A 15,600-nucleotide genomic window follows, 5' to 3' on the forward strand; every position below is an offset into this window, starting at 1 on the left:
CCCGTCATCGCTACCGCGAGGTGATCTCGTCGAGCCGGCTGCGCACCAGTTCGGCGTCGTCGTGGTCCTTGACGACGGAGCCCAGGGTGAGGTCGGCGGCCTCGGCGTCGAGCTCGGTCTCACCGAGGAAGTCCAGCGTGCGGGCCCAGTCGATGGTCTCCGCCACGCCGGGCGGCTTGGCCAGGTCCAGCTCACGCAGCCGGTTGACCGCGGCGACGACCTTGGCCGCCAGCTCCGCGGACACGCTCGGCTCGCGCACCGTGACGATCTCGACCTCGCGCTGCGCCGCCGGGTACCCGAGCCAGTGGTAGAGGCAGCGGCGCTTGAGCGCGTCGTGCAGCTCGCGGGTGCGGTTGGAGGTGAGCAGCACCAGCGGCGGGCGCTCGGCCCTGATCGTTCCCACCTCGGGGATGCTGATCTGGAAGTCCGAGAGCACCTCCAGCAGGAACGCCTCGAACTCGTCGTCGGCGCGGTCGACCTCGTCGATGAGCAGCACCGCGCCGTCGCCTGCCTTGATCGCCTCCAGCAGCGGGCGTTCGAGGAGGAACCGGGGCCCGAACAGCTTGTCGACGGCCTCCTCGCCCTCGACACCGCGCTCGGACAGCGCCCGGATGTGCAGCAGCTGGCGGGCGTAGTCCCACTCGTACATGGCCTGGTTGGTGTCGATGCCCTCGTAGCACTGCAGCCGGATCAGCTTGCGGCCCAGGACCGCGGCGAGCGTCTTGGCCAGCTCGGTCTTGCCGACGCCCACCTCGCCCTCCAGCAGCATCGGGCGATTCAGCGACAGTGCGACATGGACCGCGGTGGCCAGTCCGCGGTCGGCCAGGTACCCGCCCGCGCGCAGCGTCTCGGTCAGCTCGGCGACCGAGCCCGGTTGGTTCACGAAAGGGATCTCCTCGAGGTGCGGGCGGGTCGGCCCCATCGATCAGCGCGCGGCGTCGCGGCGGATGGTCTCGCCGATGCTGACGGCGTGCGGGTGCAGCTTGCCTTCGCGCTCGAGCCGGTTCCGCCAGGCCGAGCGCAGGTCGGAGCCCACCGGGGTGTTGGTGCCGTCAGGCCCCTCGGCGACCGCGTCCGGCGCCATCCCACCGAAGCCGATGTCCTTCATGTTCTTGCAGACCTTGGTGTGTCCGGTGCCGAAGCGTTCCTCGAGCTCGGCGCTGGTCTGCCCCTGGGCCGACCAGATCCCACGAAGCACGGAGAGTGCCTGCTCTCCGTCGTCGGCGCGGTCCTCGGCCGGGCGTCGGTTCTGCGGTTCTCCGGTCATCCCCGAGCTCCTTCCCGCTGCACGCTCGCGCGTCGGTTGTGGTCTGCGCATCGTGGACCAGCCGGCAGCGAGGCACAAATCACAAATAAGCCTTCGCTTAGGTCCAGATGGGCGGTGCTGCAGGTCACACTGTGTTCATGACGTTGACACAGCTGTCTGCGTTCGTGCTGGTCGCCCGCCTCGGTTCGGTGAAGGCGGCGGCCAACGCACTCTCGGTCAGCGAGCCCGCTGTGTCCCAGGCCCTGGCGGCCCTGCGCAAGTACCTGGGCGATCCGCTGCTCATCCGTGGTGGGAACGGGATGACGATGACCGCGGGCGGCAGCCGGTTGCTGACGATCGCGGCGCAGATGGTCGCCCTCGGCGCGGAGGCCGAGGCCGCGGTCCGGTCGGCCAAGGGTGCCCCGGAGCAGCTGCGGCTGGCCGCCCCGAGTTCGATCGTGGAGTTCGTGGCCGGCCCGCTGACCGACGCCTTCACGGCACGGTCCTCGGGGTCGATCGAGGTCTCCGCCGGGGTGGCGGCCACCGACGAGATGGCGGTGCTGGTCTCGCAGCGGCTGGCCGACCTCGCGCTGGGCCCGTATCTCGGCGGCGACCGCAGCCTCGGCCTGGTCAGCGAGGCGATCTTCCGGTGCCGGCTCGTGGTGCTGGGCGCCCCGGACGCCCGCTTCCGCGGGTCGCCGGCGCAGTGGCCGTGGCTCGTCGAGTCCGCGGCGACCGACCCGGGCAGCGACGTGAGCCGGCTGCTGCGTGGGCTCGGCGTGCCGGAGTCACGGCTGCGGGTGTTCCCGAACCAGACCGCCGCGTGGGACGCCGCCGCGCGCGGGGCGGGCGTCGCACCGGCGATCGCGCACCTGGCCGTGCACCAGTTGCGCCGCCGCGAACTGCAGGTCGTCGACGTGCCGGGCACGCCGCTGGACATCGTCTGGCACGCCACCACGCTGCCCACCGACCGGCGCTCGGTCGCGGCCGGCTCGCTGCGGCACTTCCTCGGCACCCCGGAGGCGATGCGGCTGCTGCGCGCGCCCGGCGCCGGGGTGCCGCCGTCGCGGTTCCGCCCACCGGTGTACGTGACGATCTGGAGCTGACCCGCGAGTCGGCGCTCTTCGGTGCGCGAGTCGACCCCATCCGCGTCAGTGACCGGCCACCAGGGTGCGGACCGCGTCCGCGGTGCCCACCCGGAGGGCCTGCGCGGCGAGCGCGGCCGCCCGGCCCGCGTCGAGCTCGCGCACGACGTCCTTCACCCGGGGCACCGCGGGCGGCGCCATGCTGAGCTCGCGCACCCCGAGGCCGGTCAGCAGCGCCACCGCGTGCTCGTCGGCGGCCAGCTCGCCGCAGACCGCGACGAGCACGTCCGGGCCTGCGCCCCGGCAGACCGCGTCCACCAGCGCCAGCACGCCGGGGTCGAGCGGGTCGGCGATCCCGGCGACGGCGTCGTTGCCGCGCTCGGCGGCCAGCGCGTACTGCGTGAGATCGTTGGTGCCGATGCTCAGGAAGTCGACGTACGGGGCGAAGGCGGCGGCCTTCAGCGCGGTGGCCGGCACCTCCACCATGATCCCGACCTGCAGCCCGGCCGGCCGCCCACGCCCGGCGCGCAGGATCGCCTCGTCGAGCATCCGGCGGGCGGCCAGCAGTTCGTCGAGCGTGCTGACCATCGGGAACATCAGGCTCACCGGCACGTCGTGGGCCACCCGGACCGCGGCCAGCAGCTGATCGGCCAGCAGCGCCGGGCGGGCGAGGGCGAGCCGGATCCCGCGGAGCCCGAGGAACGGGTTCGCCTCCGCGGGCATCGGCAGGTAGTCCAGCGGCTTGTCCCCGCCGACGTCCAGGGTGCGCAGCGTGATCCGCCGTCCGGCGAGGGCGTCGGCGACGTCACGGTAGGCCGCCTCCTGCTCCGCGACATCCGGTGCCCGCTCCCGGTTCAGGAACAGGAACTCGGTGCGCACCAGCCCGGCGAGGTCGGCCCCGGATGTGGACGCGGCCACGGCGTCGGCCACCGACCCGACGTTCGCACCGACGAGGACCCGGACGCCGTCGTGGGTGGTCGCCGGTTCGCCCGCGCGGATCCGGGCGCGCCGTTCCCGTGCGGCGAAGGTCTCGGCCCGGGCCCGGAAGTCGCGCAGGACCGCCTCCGGCGGGTCGACGACGAGCTTCCCGTCGCCCCCGTCGAGGGCGATCGGGGTGCCGTCGGCGACGTCCAGCACAGCCGGGCCCGCGCCGACCACCGCCGGGACACCGCGGGCCCGCAGCAGGATCACGCTGTGCGCGGTCGGGCTGCCGCCGGCGAGCACCACGCCGGTGACGGTCTGCGGATCCAGCCCGGCCGCCTCGGCGGGGGTGAGGTCAGGGGCCACCAGCACCCCCGGTCCGGGCGCGGGGGGCGCCGCGGCCGCGGCGCCGAGCAGCGCGTGCAGCACCTGGGCCCCGACCGCCCGCACGTCGGCCGCCCTGGCCTGCATGTAGGGGTCGGGCAGCGCCGCGAACTCCCCCGCCACCCGGCCGACGGCGCCCGCCCATGCCGGGGCCGCCGCCTCGCCGGCCTCCACCCGGGCGCGGACGTCGTCGAGCAGGCCGCTGTCGTCGAGCAGCAGCAGGTGTGCGTCGAAGATCGCGGCCTCGGCCGGTCCGGCGTCCCGCGCCGCGCGCGCCCGCACCCCGGTGATCTCGTCGCGCACCGCGGCCAGGGCGCTGCTCAGCTCCCGCCAGGCCCCGGCCGGGTCGTCGGTGCGCGCGGTGGGAACGTCCAGCGCGGGCTGCCGCACCGGGCGCGCCGGCCCGACCACGACGCCCGGGGACGCGGGCACCGGGCCGCGCGCGGGCCGCGGCTGCGCGACCTCGGCGGTCCCGGTGCCGTGGGTGTCCTCGTCGAAGTGCCGCCCGGCCAGGGCGAGCAGCCGGTCCAGCGTGCCCCGGGCCCCGTCTCCCGCGACCTCGACCTCCACCTCGTGTCCCTGCTGGGCGCCCAGGGTCGCGACCCGCGACAGGCTGCCGGCCGGCACCCACCCGGAGCCCGTGCTCCTGTTGCGCAGCCGGACCTGCCCGCCGGCGGCCCGGACCTCCTGCACCAGGCGGGCCGCCGGGCGGGCGTGCAGCCCGTGCGGGTTGGTCACCGTGAACGACGCGGTCAGCGCGTCCGCCCCACCGGTGGGGATCGCCCCGGCAGCCCTGTCGTCCGTGGCGGGCGCGCCGAGCTGCGCCGTCTTGCCGGCCAGGGCACCGCCCGCCTCCGCGGCCACCTCCGCCCGGTCGGCCCCGCCCGCCGCGGCGACGGCCGCGACGACCAGGCCCTCGACGAGGGGTGCCGGGCAGAGCTGCACCCGGGCGCGCGCGTTGTCGTCGAGCAGTTCCAGCGCGAGCTCGGCGGAGAGCACCGCGCTGCCCAGGTCCATCAGGACGACCACCCCGGCGCCGGTGTCCGCGGCGGTGATCGCGTCCAGGATCGCGGTGGCGTCGGTGCCGAACGTCGTTTCGTCCAGGCCGGCCGCGACGGCGATCGGCACCCGCCCACCGTGCAGCATCTCCTCGGCCAGCGCGACCGCGGCCCGGGCCAGCGGCCTGCTGTGCGCGACGACCACCAGCCCGACCGGCGCCTCGCTCACCGCTGCCCCGGTGTGCCCAGCACCGTGGCCGCCGCGGTCACCAGCAGCGCCACCGACGTCGCTCCCGGATCCTGGTGCCCGATACTGCGCTCGCCGAGGTAGCTGGCCCGGCCCTTGCGCGCCAGCATCGGGATCGTCGCGTCCCGGCCGGCGTCGGCCGCCGCCTGCGCGGCCGCGAGCGCCGCGCCGAGCGAGGTGTCGGCGGCGAGACCCGCGTCGAGGGCGTCGACCGCGGGGGCCAGCGCGTCGACCATCGTCTTGTCTCCGAGTTCGGCCTTGCCGCGCTGGACCACCCCGTCCAGACCTGCGCGCAGCGCCGTGGCGAACGTCGCGGCGGTCAGCTCGCCGACCTCGCCCGCGGCCGTGCCGAACCGCAGGAACAGCGTGCCGTACAGCGGGCCGCTCGCCCCGCCGGTCGTGCTCACCAGCGTCATCCCGACCTTCTTGAACATCCCGGCGGCGCCGGCCGGCGTCGCGGCGTCCAAGGCGGACACCGCCGCGGTCATGCCGCGGTCCATGTTGATGCCGTGGTCGGCGTCGCCGATGGCGGAGTCGAGCCGGGTCAGCTCGTCGCGGTTCTCGGCGACGAGCCGGGCGAACTCGCGCATCCAGCCGTCCAGGGCCGCCAGGTCGATGGTGCCGGAGGTGTCGGCCACCGGCTCACACACCCCAGCGCAGGGCCGGGGTGCGCACCGGCGCGTCCCACAACCCGAGCAGATCGTCGTCGACCCTGAGCAGGGTCACCGAGCAGCCGGCCATGTCGAGGCTGGTGATGTAGGGCCCGACCAGCGAGCGCGCCACCCGCACACCCGCCTTGTCCAGGATCCCCGCCACCTCGTGGTACATCAGGTACAGCTCGAGCAGCGGTGTGCCGCCCATTCCGTTGACGAACGCGATCACGCCGTCGCCGCCGCTGAAGTCGATGTCGGCCAGGATCGGCTCGACCAGGTACTCGGCGATCTGCTCGGCCGGGACAAGCGGCACCCGGCGCCTGCCGGGCTCGCCGTGGATGCCGATGCCGATCTCGATCTCGGTCTCGGGGAGGTCGAAGGTGGGCTGTCCGGCGGCGGGCACGGTGCACGAGGTCAGTGCCATGCCCATGCTGCGCCCGTTCTCGTTGACCCGGCGGGCGACGTCGGCGACCTCGGGGAGGCTGCGGCCCTGCTCGGCGGCGGCGCCCGCGATCTTCTCCAGCAGCACCGTGACCCCGACCCCGCGGCGACCGGCCGTGTAGAGGCTGTCCTGCACCGCGACGTCGTCATTGGTCACCACGGACATCACGTCCACGCCGGTCTCGGCCGCGGCGAGCTCGGCGGCCATCTCGAAGTTCATCACGTCGCCGGTGTAGTTCTTGACGATGTGCAGCACCCCGGCGCCGCCGTCGACCTGCTTGGTGGCCTCCAGCATCTGGTCGGGCACCGGCGAGGTGAAGATCTCCCCCGCGCAGGCCGCGTCGAGCATCCCCTGGCCGACGAACCCGCCGTGCAGCGGTTCGTGACCGGAGCCGCCGCCGGAGATCAGTCCGACCTTGCCCTGGACCGGGGCATCACCGCGGTAGACGATCCTGTTCTCGTGGTCGACGCGCAGTTCCGGATGCGCCGCGGCGATGCCCAGGAGCGCCTCCGCGACGACGTCGGCCGGATCGTTGATGAGCTTCTTCATTGATGCTCCTCCAGACGTTGACGTGCGTGCAGACCAGAGTGCGGGGAGCGCGCCGAGGGCGCCAGGGCCGGGAGTGTGGGCGGACGGGTGCTCAGCAGGCAGGATGGGTAGGCGTCGGCGCGGTATCCGGCCGCCCGTGTCCGCCGAAGGGAGCAGCGCTGTGATCCGGACGGCCACGGGGCCGTGAGCGCCGGGCTGGGGATCGGGCTGGCTGCCGTCGGGCGGCCCGCCTACATCAACTCCGGGCGGGCCGCCGACCTGGGTGACCGGCGCGACGCCGCCGACCTACGCGCCCGCACCGCGACCGTGCTCGACGCCGCCTACGCGGCGGGCATCCGCTACCTCGACGCCGCCCGCTCCTACGGCCGCGCCGAGGAGTTCCTGGCCGCCTGGCTGGCCGCCCACCCGGAGATCGACGACGTCGAGATCGGGTCCAAGTGGGGCTACCGCTACGTCGGCGACTGGCGCCTCGACGCCGAGGTGCACGAGATCAAGGACCACTCGCTCGCCGCGTTCACCGAGCAGTACGCGCAGACCCGGGCGCTGCTGGGTGACCGGCTCGACGTCTACCACGTGCACTCCGCGACGCCGCAGACCGGCGTGCTCGACGACGCCCCGCTGCACCGGGCGCTCGCCCGGCTGCGCGACGCCGGGGTGCGGATCGGGGTGTCGACGTCGGGGCCCACGCAGGCCGACACGGTGCGCCGGGCGGTGGAGATCGAGGTCGACGGCGCGCCGTTGTTCACCTCGATCCAGTCGACCTGGAACGTGCTGGAGACCTCGGCCGCCCCGGCTCTGGCCGAGGCGGCCGCCGCGGGCGCGCGGGTGATCGTCAAGGAGGCGGTGGCCAACGGGCGGCTCGCGCCGGGTGGGCAGGACGGCTCGCCCGGGGCGACGCGGGCCGCGGAGCTCGCCACCGAGCTGGGGGTGCCCGTCGACCAGCTGGCGCTCGCCGCCGCGCTCGCCCAGCCGTGGGCCGGGATCGTACTGTCGGGCGCGGTCGACCCGGCGCAGCTGGCCAGCAACGCCGCCGCCCGGGCGCTCGACGTGCCGCCTGCGGTGCGCGACGAGCTGGCCGCGCTCGCCGAGCCGCCGGCGGACTACTGGCGCGCCCGTTCCGCGCGCGCCTGGGCCTGAGTGCTCAGTCCTCGCCGGCCTCCGGCAGGATCACGCCCTCCTCCATGACCTGGTGGCCGGGCACCTCCTGCAGGAACAACGCGAATCCTTCCTTCGGCTCCCCGGTCACCTCGCTCCATGCCTCGGCCAGGGCGGTGATCAGCTCCTTGCGCACCTCGACGGTGCGTCCGGCGCGGATGATCCCGACCATGCGGCCGTGCTCCACCGGCCGGCCGGCGACGAAGATGCTGCCCGCCGGGACCTCGACGAACGAGCAGTTGACGTACTGCGCGGGCGCGCCGGTGACCGTCGTGTGCACCTTCGTGAACGCCGCGGCGATCTCGGCCTTGTACCGCGCGCTGGGGCTGTCGGCGGGAATCGTGAACTGGTAGTACGGCATGGATCTCCTCCGGTCCGATGCACGGGCGGTCAGGAGGATTGTCGCCGCCGGGCGGCATCGGCACAGCACACGGGGGACGGCGATGGCGGGTGCGGTACGGCGGGTCGGGGTGGCCGGGCGGCGGGCCCGGCTGACCGTGCGGCACCGGCTCTGCCCCACCGCATGGGCGGCCGACTCGGTGGCCGGTGCGACGGCGGTGGCGGCGTCGTTGGTCGCGCTGCACGCCACCGACGCGGCCTCGGTGTTCCTGTCGGTGCTGGCCCGGACCCGCGACGGGCGGGTCGGCACGGTCGAGCGCGCCCTCTACGACGACCGCGCGCTGATCCGAATGCTCGGGATGCGCCGGACCGTGTGGGTGCTCGACCGGGACGTGGCCCCGATCGTGCAGGCCGCGTGCGCCCGGGCGGTGGCGGCGACCCAGCGCAAACGCCTGGTGGCCCACCTCGCCGACTCCGGTGTGGACGAGGCGGCCGCGTGGCTGGCCGACGTCGAGGCGGCCACCCACGCGGCGCTGGCGGCGCGCGGCGAAGCCGCCGCCACCGAGCTCGCCGCCGACGAGCCACGGCTGCGTACCCGGATCGCGGCCACCGGACAGAACGCGACGGCCCGGGTGCTGCTGCAGTTGGCCGCCGACGGGCACATCGTGCGCGGCAGGCCGCGGGGCTCGTGGACCTCCACCCGGTACCGCTGGTCGCCGATGACGACGTGGCTCGGCGCCCCGCTCGCCGAGCTCGCGGTCGAGGCCGCGCAGATCGCGCTGGCCGGGCACTGGCTGGCCACGTTCGGTCCGGCGCCGGTGAGCGATCTGCGCTGGTGGGCCGGGTGGGGGATCCGCGAGACCAGCCGCGCGCTGGCCGCGCTGGACACCGTCGAGGTGGACCTGGAGGGCACCCCCGGGCTGATGCTCGCCGAGGACGCCGACCCGGTGCCGGCGCCGGAACCGGCCGCCGCGCTGCTGCCGGCGCTGGATCCGACGCCGATGGGGTGGCAGGAGCGTAGCTGGTTCCTCGGCCCCCACGGGCCGGCACTGTTCGACCGGACCGGCAACATCGGCCCGACGGTGTGGTGGGACGGCCGGATCGTCGGCGGCTGGGCGCAACGGCCGGACGGCGAGGTCGCGGTGCGGCTGCTCGACGACATCGGGGCCGACGGTGAGAAGGCGGTGCAGGCCGGCGCCGAGCGGCTGGCCGGGCACCTGGGCGAGGTCCGGGTGACGCCGCGCTTCCGCACACCGCTGGAGCGCGAGCTCTCCACCTGAGGGGGCGGCCTGATGGGTCAGGAGGGCAGGCCGAGCAGCGCGGGCAGGTCGGCGACCGAGTCGATGACGTCGTCGGCGCCGGCGGCCCGCAGCGCCCGCTCCCCGTGTGCCCCCGTGCGCACCCCGATCGCCAGCCCGGTCCCGGCGCGGCGGGCCGCCAGCATTCCGGACGTCGCATCCCCCGCGGCGACGACCTCGGCCGGGTCGGCGTCGACACTCGCCGCCGCGGCCAGCAGCATCGCCGGATCGGGCAGCCCACGACCGTCCACATCGGCCGGGCACACGAGCAGGTCGACGACGTCCGACCAGCCCAGCGCGGCGATCAGCGCGTCCCGCACGGCCGGGGCGAACCCGCTGCTCAGGACGACGGTCAGACCGGCCGCACGCAGGGCCGACATGGCGGCACGGGCGCCGGGGACCTCGTGGATCCGCCCGGCGCGCAGCTGCGTCTCGAAACAGGCCTCGAACGCCGCGTTGGCCCGGCGGGCACGGTGCATGTCGCCGTCGAGCAGCTCGCCGAACACCGCGATCGTCGACCGGTCCATGGTCGCCTCGGCCTGTCGGCGCAGTGCCGGGAACCGTGGGCCCTCCGGCACGATGCGCACCGCGCGCAGCGCCGTCCGCACGGCGTCGAAGACCATTCCGTCGTCAGCCACCGTGGTACCCGCCATGTCCAGGACGGCCACTCGCATCCGGGCTAGCTCAGTCCCCTCGGGTGTCCGTCGGCACACGTCCGGGTGGCCCGCAGGTGAACCCGTCGCACACGCCCGGTGCTCACCACAGCGCGAGCCAGGCCCACCATCCGCCGGCCTGCGCCGTCACCGTGACCGGGGCCCCGGCCACCTGAACGTGGTGCTCGCCGGGGGCCTCCGCCCGTCCCACCGCATAGCGGTAGTGGGTGGTCTCCCCGTGATCACCGACGCCGACCGGCGGAATGTAGACCCCGGAACTGCTGCCCGGCCGCCAGCGCCCGGTGTCGTCGAGCCACAGGTGGTCGATGTCGATCTCGCTCTCGTCGCCGTTCGTGTCGATCAACGCGACGGCGAACGGCCCGGTGGCCGCGATGGCCAGCACCCGGGCGTAGCGCGGGTTCCACCCGCCTAGGCCGATCACATCCGCAGCCGTCGGCTCCGACATGGGGTCCAGAATGGACGAGGGGTCGACGGCGCCGGCCGCCGGGTCGGCGTGCCGGGCGCGACGTGCTCGCACGGGCAGCCGTCAGGCCGAGGGCGAGCAGCTGCTCTCCCGGTTCTCCCGGGGCGCGGTGACCGGCGCCGAGAGCACCCCGCCGGCGAACGGCATCCCGCAACAGCCGGCAGCGGGGTAGCCGGCGGCTCGGGCCTCGCCGATCGCGCCCGGAGGGCCGCCGGCGCGATCGGCGGGGTGGCCCGCCGCGTCGCACATCGAGGCACCCGCCGAGTGGCTGCCGTGGCTACGCTCGTCGCCAGTCCCCTCGTGTGGAGGTGCCGCCGATGGTGGCCGCGATCGACGTCGACGTGCACCACGCCGTGCCGGGCATCTCCGCGCTGTTCCCGCACCTGCCGGACCGCTGGATCGACTACTGCGTCGAGGGCCGCATCGAGGGCTTCGCACCGGCCTTCTACCCGCCGGGGATGCCGCTGTCCGCCCGCCCGGGGGCCCGCCCGGCCGCCGGCCCGCCCGGCTCGGACGTCGACCTGCTGCGGGACCGGGTGCTCGACGGTCCCGGGGCCGCCGTCGCGGTACTGAACTGCCTCTACGCGGTCGGGGCCCTGCACAACACCGACTGGGCCGGTGCGCTGGCGAGCGCGGTCAACGACTGGCAGGCCGCGACCTGGCTCGACGCCGACCCGCGGTTGCGGGCCGCGATCGTCGTCGTCCCGGACGACCCGGCGGGCGCCGCGGCGGAGATCGAACGCTGCGCCGCGGACCCACGGTTCGTGCAGGTCCTGCTGCCGGCCCAGACCACCACCCCGCTCGGCCGCCGGGTGCACCGGCCCATCTACGCCGCCGCGGAGCGCGCCGGGCTGCCGGTGGCGATACACCCCGGCGTCGCCGGGGCGAACGCGCTGTCCCCGGTGGGCTGGCCGTCGCACTACATCGAGGACTATGCGAACGCCGCCCTCGCGATCCAGTCGCAGCTGACCAGTCTCGTCGCGGAGGGCGTGTTCACCGAGCACCCGGGGCTGCGGGTCGTGCTGCTGGAGAGCGGCGTGACCTGGCTGCCCCCGCTCATGTGGCGGTTCGACAAGAACTGGAAGGCGCTGCGACGCGAGGTGCCCTGGGTGGACCGGCCGCCCTCCCAGGTGATCCGCGAGCACGTCCGGTTCGCGATCGCGCCGTTCGACGGGCCGGTGGATCCGCCGCGGGACTGGATCGACCGTTTCCTCACCCAGGTCGGCTCGGTCGAGCTGCTGCTCTACGCCAGTGACCATCCGCACTGGCACGACCGCGACCCGCACGAGGCGCTGCTCGACCACCTCTCCCCCGCCGAGCGGGAGCGGGTGCTGCGGGCCAACGCGGCCGAGCTCTACCGGTTGGACGTGCCGGAGGTGACCCGATGACCGGCACGACGGAATCGCCGGCCGCAGGCCGGTCGCACCGGGCACGCACCACGTTGATCGACTGCGACGTGCACAACGCCGTCCCGTCCGATGCCGCGCTGATCCCGTACCTGTCCGCCCGCTGGCGTCGGCACCTGGAGCTGGTCGGCTCCCGGACGTTCAGCCCGTTCACCACCGGCTACGCGTATCCCAAGGCCGCGCCGTTCGCCAGCCGGCACGACGCGTGGCCGCCGGGCGGCGCGCTGCCCGGTTCCGATCTGGACTTCATGCGCGCGCAACTGCTCGACGCCTACGACATCGAGTTCGCCGTGCTCAACTGCCTGTACCGGGCCCCCGAGCAGCGCTACGACGCCTACGCCGCGGCGCTCGCGGCGGCGGTCAACGACTGGCAGGTCGAGCACTGGCTCTCCCGGGACCGGCGGCTGCGGGCGTCGATCACGGTGTCGTTCGAGTCGCCGGAGCTGGCCGCCGCGGAGATCCACCGGGCCGCCGCGGACCCCGGCTTCGTGCAGGTGCTGCTCTACCCGCGCACCCGCGACCCGCTGGGCCGCCGGGCGTACTGGCCGATCTTCGAAGCGGCCGCGGAGACGGGGCTGCCGGTCGGGTTGCACGCCGCGTCGACCACACCGGGCCCGATCACCTCGGCGGGCTGGCCGTCGTACTACATCGAGGACCACACGTCGCTGGCCGTCGCGTTCCAGGCCCAGGTCACGAGCCTGATCTTCGAAGGCGTCTTCGACCGCTTCCCCGACCTGCAGGTCGTGCTCATGGAGGGCGGGTTCGCCTGGGTGCCCGGCCTGATGGCGCGGCTCGACGGGCTGCACCGGCGCCTGGGGGCGGAGGTGCCCGACCTGGTGCACCCGCCGTCGCACTACCTGCGGCACCGGATCCGGATCACCACCCAGCCCATGGAGGAGCCGGAGGACCCGGCCGATCTGATCCCGCTGATCCGCGACGTCGGCCAGGACGTGCTGATGTTCTCCACCGACTACCCGCACTGGGACTTCGACGACCCGCACCGGGCGTTCCAGACCCGGGTGCCGTCCGACCTGCACCGCAGGATCATGTACGACAACGCCCGCCGCCACTACCGTTTCACCACGTGACGACTCCCCCGGGATTCACCGGCGTGGCCCATCTCGCGATGACGGTCGTGGACATGGAGGCCACCGCCGCGTGGTGGGAGCGGACCTTCGGTTTCGAGCGGCTGCGCCGCGTCGACGAGCCCGAGGGCGAGCAGCGGCACCCGCGGATCCTGATCCGGCACCCCGGGTCGGGCCTGGTGTTCGGGATCCACGAGCCGCACGAGCGCTCTGGCGACCGCTTCGATCCGGACCGCACCGGCCTGGACCACATCGCGCTCGCCGTCACCGAGCGCACCGACCTCGACCGCTGGAGCGAGCACCTCGACGCGCTGGGGGTGGAACACTCCCCGGCGCGCGACGCCGGGTACGCCGAGTTCGTGTCCTTCACCGATCCGGACGGCATCCAGGGCGAGCTGTGGTGGGTGAAACCGGCTACCGGGTGAGCGCAGCGGCGCCGCGACACGACGGGCGGGGCCCGCCGTGAGGTTCCGCCGCCGGCCACCGCCGGTGATCACCGACGTGCCGATGTCGCCGGCCGAGGAGCGGCGCCACCGTGAGCGCGTCTACGCCGCGCTGATGGTCGTGCACCTGGTCGGGTTGCTCGTCGGCGGTCTGCTCTACCTCAAGGCCTGGGGAGTCGGCCTGGCGCTGATCATCCTGACCGGTCCGCTGCCCTGGGTCGCGGTCGTGCTGGCCAACGACCCGGTGCACCGCCGGAGCCGCCGCCGGCGCACGGACCCGGGCGAGGTTTCAGAGCCCCCTGGGAAGGGCATCACGGACACGTGACGCACCCGGCGCTGGATGCGCTGCACCCGGACGAGCGCGCGCAGGTGCGCCCCGCGGGACCACCGCAGTTCCGGCCGCCGATGCTGGCCACGCTCACCGACGAGCACTTCTCCGATCCCGGCTGGATCTACGAACGGAAGTTCGACGGCGTGCGCGCGATCGTGGTGCGCCGCGACGGCCGCACCGAGTTGTACTCGCGCAACCGCAAGGACATGACCGGCACCTACCCCGAACTGGCCGAGGCGCTCGACGGGCAGGACCTGCCCGATCTCGTCGCCGACGGCGAGGTCGTGGCGTTCGACGACGGCCGCACCAGCTTCGAGCGGCTCCAGGCCCGGCTCGGGCTGACCGACCCGCAGCGCGCCCGGGAGACCGGCGTCACGGTCTACCTGTACCTGTTCGACCTGCTCGCCTTCGACGGTGCCGACCTCACCGAGGTACCGCTGCGCGGGCGCAAGCGGGTGCTGCGCCGGGCGTTGCACTGGGACGACCCGGTCCGGTTCACCACCCACCGCAACGGCGACGGCGAGCGCTACCTGGACTACGCGTGCGCGCACGGCTGGGAGGGGGTGATCGCGAAGCGGGCGGACTCGCCGTACCGGCCGGGACGCACCAAGGACTGGCTGAAGTTCAAGTGCGTCCGCGACCAGGAACTCGTCATCGGCGGCTGGACCGACCCGGGCGGGGCCCGCAAGGAGTTCGGCGCGCTGCTCGTCGGGTACCACCCGACGGCCGGCGACACCCGGCTGCGCTACGCCGGGAAGGTCGGCACCGGCTTCACCGAGGCGACGCTGCACGCGCTGCGGGAACGCTTCGCGGGGCTGGACCGCGCCGACTCGCCGTTCGACCGGCCGGTGCGCGAACGCGGGGCGCACTGGCTGGCGCCGGAGCTCGTCGCGCAGATCGGGTTCACCGAGTGGACCCGCGACGGTCGGCTGCGCCACCCCCGTTACCTGGGGTTGCGCGACGACAAGCCCGCGACTGAGGTGGTGCGCGAGGGATGACCCGGACGACGATCACGCACCCGGACAAGGTGCTCTACCCCGAGCCGGGGGTGACCAAGGCCGATCTGGCCCGGTACTACGAGCGGGTCGCGGACGTGATGCTGCCGCATCTGGAGGGCCGGCCGCTGTCGCTGGTCCGGTTCCCCAACGGGCTGGCGGCCTCGGGGTTCTTCCAGAAGCAGGCGCCGGCCGGGGCGCCGGTGCACACCGTCGAGGTACCGGCGGACAACGACCGCGGGCAGGTCGAGCACATCGTGGTCACCGACGCCGACGACCTGCGCTACCTGGCGAACCAGTCGGCCCTGGAGGTGCACCGGGCGCTGTCCCGGGTCGGCGCCCTGGACCGGCCCGATCTGATGGTGATCGACCTCGACCCGCCCGAGCACCGTGACCTGACGGTGCTGCGCCGCGCCGTCCGCGCCACCCGGGACCTGCTCGACGAGATCGGCCTGGTCCCGTTCCTGATGGCCACCGGCAGCAGCGGCTACCACGTGGTGACGCCGCTGGACGCGACCGCGGACTTCGACGAGGTCCGGGGACTGGCCCGGGCCGTCGCGGCCCGGCTGGAGGCCGCCGACCCGGCCGGGTTGACCACCGCGCACCGGATCGCCGACCGGGGCGACCGCATCTACCTCGATGTCGGTCGCAACGCCTACGGGCAGACGGCGATCGCGCCCTACTCGCCCCGGGCCCGCCCCGGCGCCCCGGTGGCGACGCCGCTGCGGTTCCGGGAACTGTCCCGCGTCGCCCCGGACGGGCACACCGTCGCCAGCATCGGCCGCCGGTTGGCGCGCACCGGCGACCCGTGGGCCGACATCGGCTCCCACGCCCGGTCCGCAGCGGCGGCGCGCGGGCGCCTCGACCGGCTCGGCTGAGCGCGCCC

18 protein-coding genes are annotated in these 15,600 nt (G+C 74.6%); 9 read left to right on the top strand and 9 right to left on the bottom strand.

The window, feature by feature from the left end; genetic code table 11:
• Positions 1–10: 10 nt before the first annotated feature.
• Complete coding sequence (locus HF526_RS03320) at positions 11–883, bottom strand: AAA family ATPase (protein WP_338051262.1); 873 nt, start codon at positions 881–883, stop codon at positions 11–13.
• Positions 884–925: 42 nt separating this feature from the next.
• Positions 926–1,267 carry a hypothetical protein gene (locus tag HF526_RS03325; RefSeq protein ID WP_169379730.1) on the bottom strand — a complete coding sequence of 114 codons (342 nt, stop codon included), beginning with the start codon at positions 1,265–1,267 and terminating at the stop codon, positions 926–928.
• A 137-nt stretch (positions 1,268–1,404) separates the two neighbouring features.
• On the opposite strand from HF526_RS03325, the gene HF526_RS03330 reads away from it, so the two are divergent.
• The gene (locus tag HF526_RS03330; RefSeq protein ID WP_169379731.1) at positions 1,405–2,352 is read left to right on the top strand and encodes a LysR family transcriptional regulator; all 948 of its coding nucleotides are present in this window, start codon (positions 1,405–1,407) and stop codon (positions 2,350–2,352) included.
• 45 nt (positions 2,353–2,397) lie between these two features.
• Here HF526_RS03330 and ptsP read toward each other — a convergent pair whose 3' ends face one another.
• Genes ptsP through dhaK form a run of 3 tightly spaced genes read right to left on the bottom strand, consistent with a single transcriptional unit; the run spans position 2,398 to position 6,525 of the window.
• A complete protein-coding gene (gene ptsP / locus HF526_RS03335; RefSeq protein WP_338051263.1) occupies positions 2,398–4,863 on the bottom strand; it encodes a phosphoenolpyruvate--protein phosphotransferase in 2,466 nt (821 codons plus the stop codon).
• A complete protein-coding gene (dhaL, locus tag HF526_RS03340; RefSeq protein ID WP_338051264.1) occupies positions 4,860–5,519 on the bottom strand; it encodes a dihydroxyacetone kinase subunit DhaL in 660 nt (219 codons plus the stop codon). The genes ptsP and dhaL overlap by 4 nt, the downstream gene beginning before the upstream one ends.
• A gap of 4 nt (positions 5,520–5,523) precedes the next feature.
• Complete coding sequence (gene dhaK / locus HF526_RS03345; RefSeq protein ID WP_169379732.1) at positions 5,524–6,525, bottom strand: dihydroxyacetone kinase subunit DhaK; 1,002 nt, start codon at positions 6,523–6,525, stop codon at positions 5,524–5,526.
• Positions 6,526–6,708: 183 nt separating this feature from the next.
• On the opposite strand from dhaK, the gene HF526_RS03350 reads away from it, so the two are divergent.
• A complete protein-coding gene (locus HF526_RS03350) occupies positions 6,709–7,662 on the top strand; it encodes an aldo/keto reductase (RefSeq protein ID WP_169379733.1) in 954 nt (317 codons plus the stop codon).
• Between the two features lie 4 nt (positions 7,663–7,666).
• Here the strand turns inward: HF526_RS03350 and HF526_RS03355 are convergent, their stop codons facing one another.
• The gene (locus HF526_RS03355; protein ID WP_169379734.1) at positions 7,667–8,041 is read right to left on the bottom strand and encodes a tautomerase family protein; all 375 of its coding nucleotides are present in this window, start codon (positions 8,039–8,041) and stop codon (positions 7,667–7,669) included.
• 82 nt (positions 8,042–8,123) lie between these two features.
• Here HF526_RS03355 and HF526_RS03360 point away from each other — a divergent pair, with 82 nt between their 5' ends.
• A complete protein-coding gene (locus HF526_RS03360; RefSeq protein ID WP_169379735.1) occupies positions 8,124–9,299 on the top strand; it encodes a DNA glycosylase AlkZ-like family protein in 1,176 nt (391 codons plus the stop codon).
• Positions 9,300–9,316: 17 nt separating this feature from the next.
• Here HF526_RS03360 and HF526_RS03365 read toward each other — a convergent pair whose 3' ends face one another.
• From HF526_RS03365 to HF526_RS03375, 3 genes are all read right to left on the bottom strand, one after another.
• The gene (locus tag HF526_RS03365; protein ID WP_169379736.1) at positions 9,317–9,991 is read right to left on the bottom strand and encodes an HAD family hydrolase; all 675 of its coding nucleotides are present in this window, start codon (positions 9,989–9,991) and stop codon (positions 9,317–9,319) included.
• An 82-nt stretch (positions 9,992–10,073) separates the two neighbouring features.
• Complete coding sequence (locus HF526_RS03370) at positions 10,074–10,436, bottom strand: hypothetical protein (protein WP_169379737.1); 363 nt, start codon at positions 10,434–10,436, stop codon at positions 10,074–10,076.
• Positions 10,437–10,517: 81 nt separating this feature from the next.
• A complete protein-coding gene (locus tag HF526_RS03375) occupies positions 10,518–10,703 on the bottom strand; it encodes a hypothetical protein (RefSeq protein ID WP_169379738.1) in 186 nt (61 codons plus the stop codon).
• 68 nt (positions 10,704–10,771) lie between these two features.
• Between HF526_RS03375 and HF526_RS03380 the strand changes: the two genes are divergently transcribed.
• From HF526_RS03380 to ligD (HF526_RS03405), 6 genes are read left to right on the top strand one after another with little or no spacing between them, the layout of a single operon-like run.
• Positions 10,772–11,842: an amidohydrolase family protein gene (locus HF526_RS03380; RefSeq protein ID WP_169379739.1), complete on the top strand. Its 1,071-nt coding sequence runs from the start codon at positions 10,772–10,774 to the stop codon at positions 11,840–11,842.
• A complete protein-coding gene (locus HF526_RS03385) occupies positions 11,839–12,948 on the top strand; it encodes an amidohydrolase family protein (protein ID WP_169379740.1) in 1,110 nt (369 codons plus the stop codon). The genes HF526_RS03380 and HF526_RS03385 overlap by 4 nt, the downstream gene beginning before the upstream one ends.
• Positions 12,945–13,370: a VOC family protein gene (locus HF526_RS03390; RefSeq protein ID WP_169379741.1), complete on the top strand. Its 426-nt coding sequence runs from the start codon at positions 12,945–12,947 to the stop codon at positions 13,368–13,370. The genes HF526_RS03385 and HF526_RS03390 overlap by 4 nt, the downstream gene beginning before the upstream one ends.
• Positions 13,371–13,407: 37 nt before the next feature.
• Positions 13,408–13,713: a DUF3099 domain-containing protein gene (locus HF526_RS03395; RefSeq protein WP_338051265.1), complete on the top strand. Its 306-nt coding sequence runs from the start codon at positions 13,408–13,410 to the stop codon at positions 13,711–13,713.
• On the top strand, positions 13,710–14,717 hold the full coding sequence (ligD, locus tag HF526_RS03400) for a non-homologous end-joining DNA ligase (RefSeq protein ID WP_476705393.1): 1,008 nt from the start codon (positions 13,710–13,712) through the stop codon (positions 14,715–14,717). The genes HF526_RS03395 and ligD (HF526_RS03400) overlap by 4 nt, the downstream gene beginning before the upstream one ends.
• Positions 14,714–15,592: a non-homologous end-joining DNA ligase gene (gene ligD / locus HF526_RS03405; protein WP_169379742.1), complete on the top strand. Its 879-nt coding sequence runs from the start codon at positions 14,714–14,716 to the stop codon at positions 15,590–15,592. The genes ligD (HF526_RS03400) and ligD (HF526_RS03405) overlap by 4 nt, the downstream gene beginning before the upstream one ends.
• Positions 15,593–15,600: the final 8 nt, after the last annotated feature.

The sequence above is a fragment of the Pseudonocardia acidicola genome, assembly GCF_012911935.1.
Classification (GTDB): Bacteria; Actinomycetota; Actinomycetes; order Mycobacteriales; family Pseudonocardiaceae; genus Pseudonocardia; species Pseudonocardia acidicola.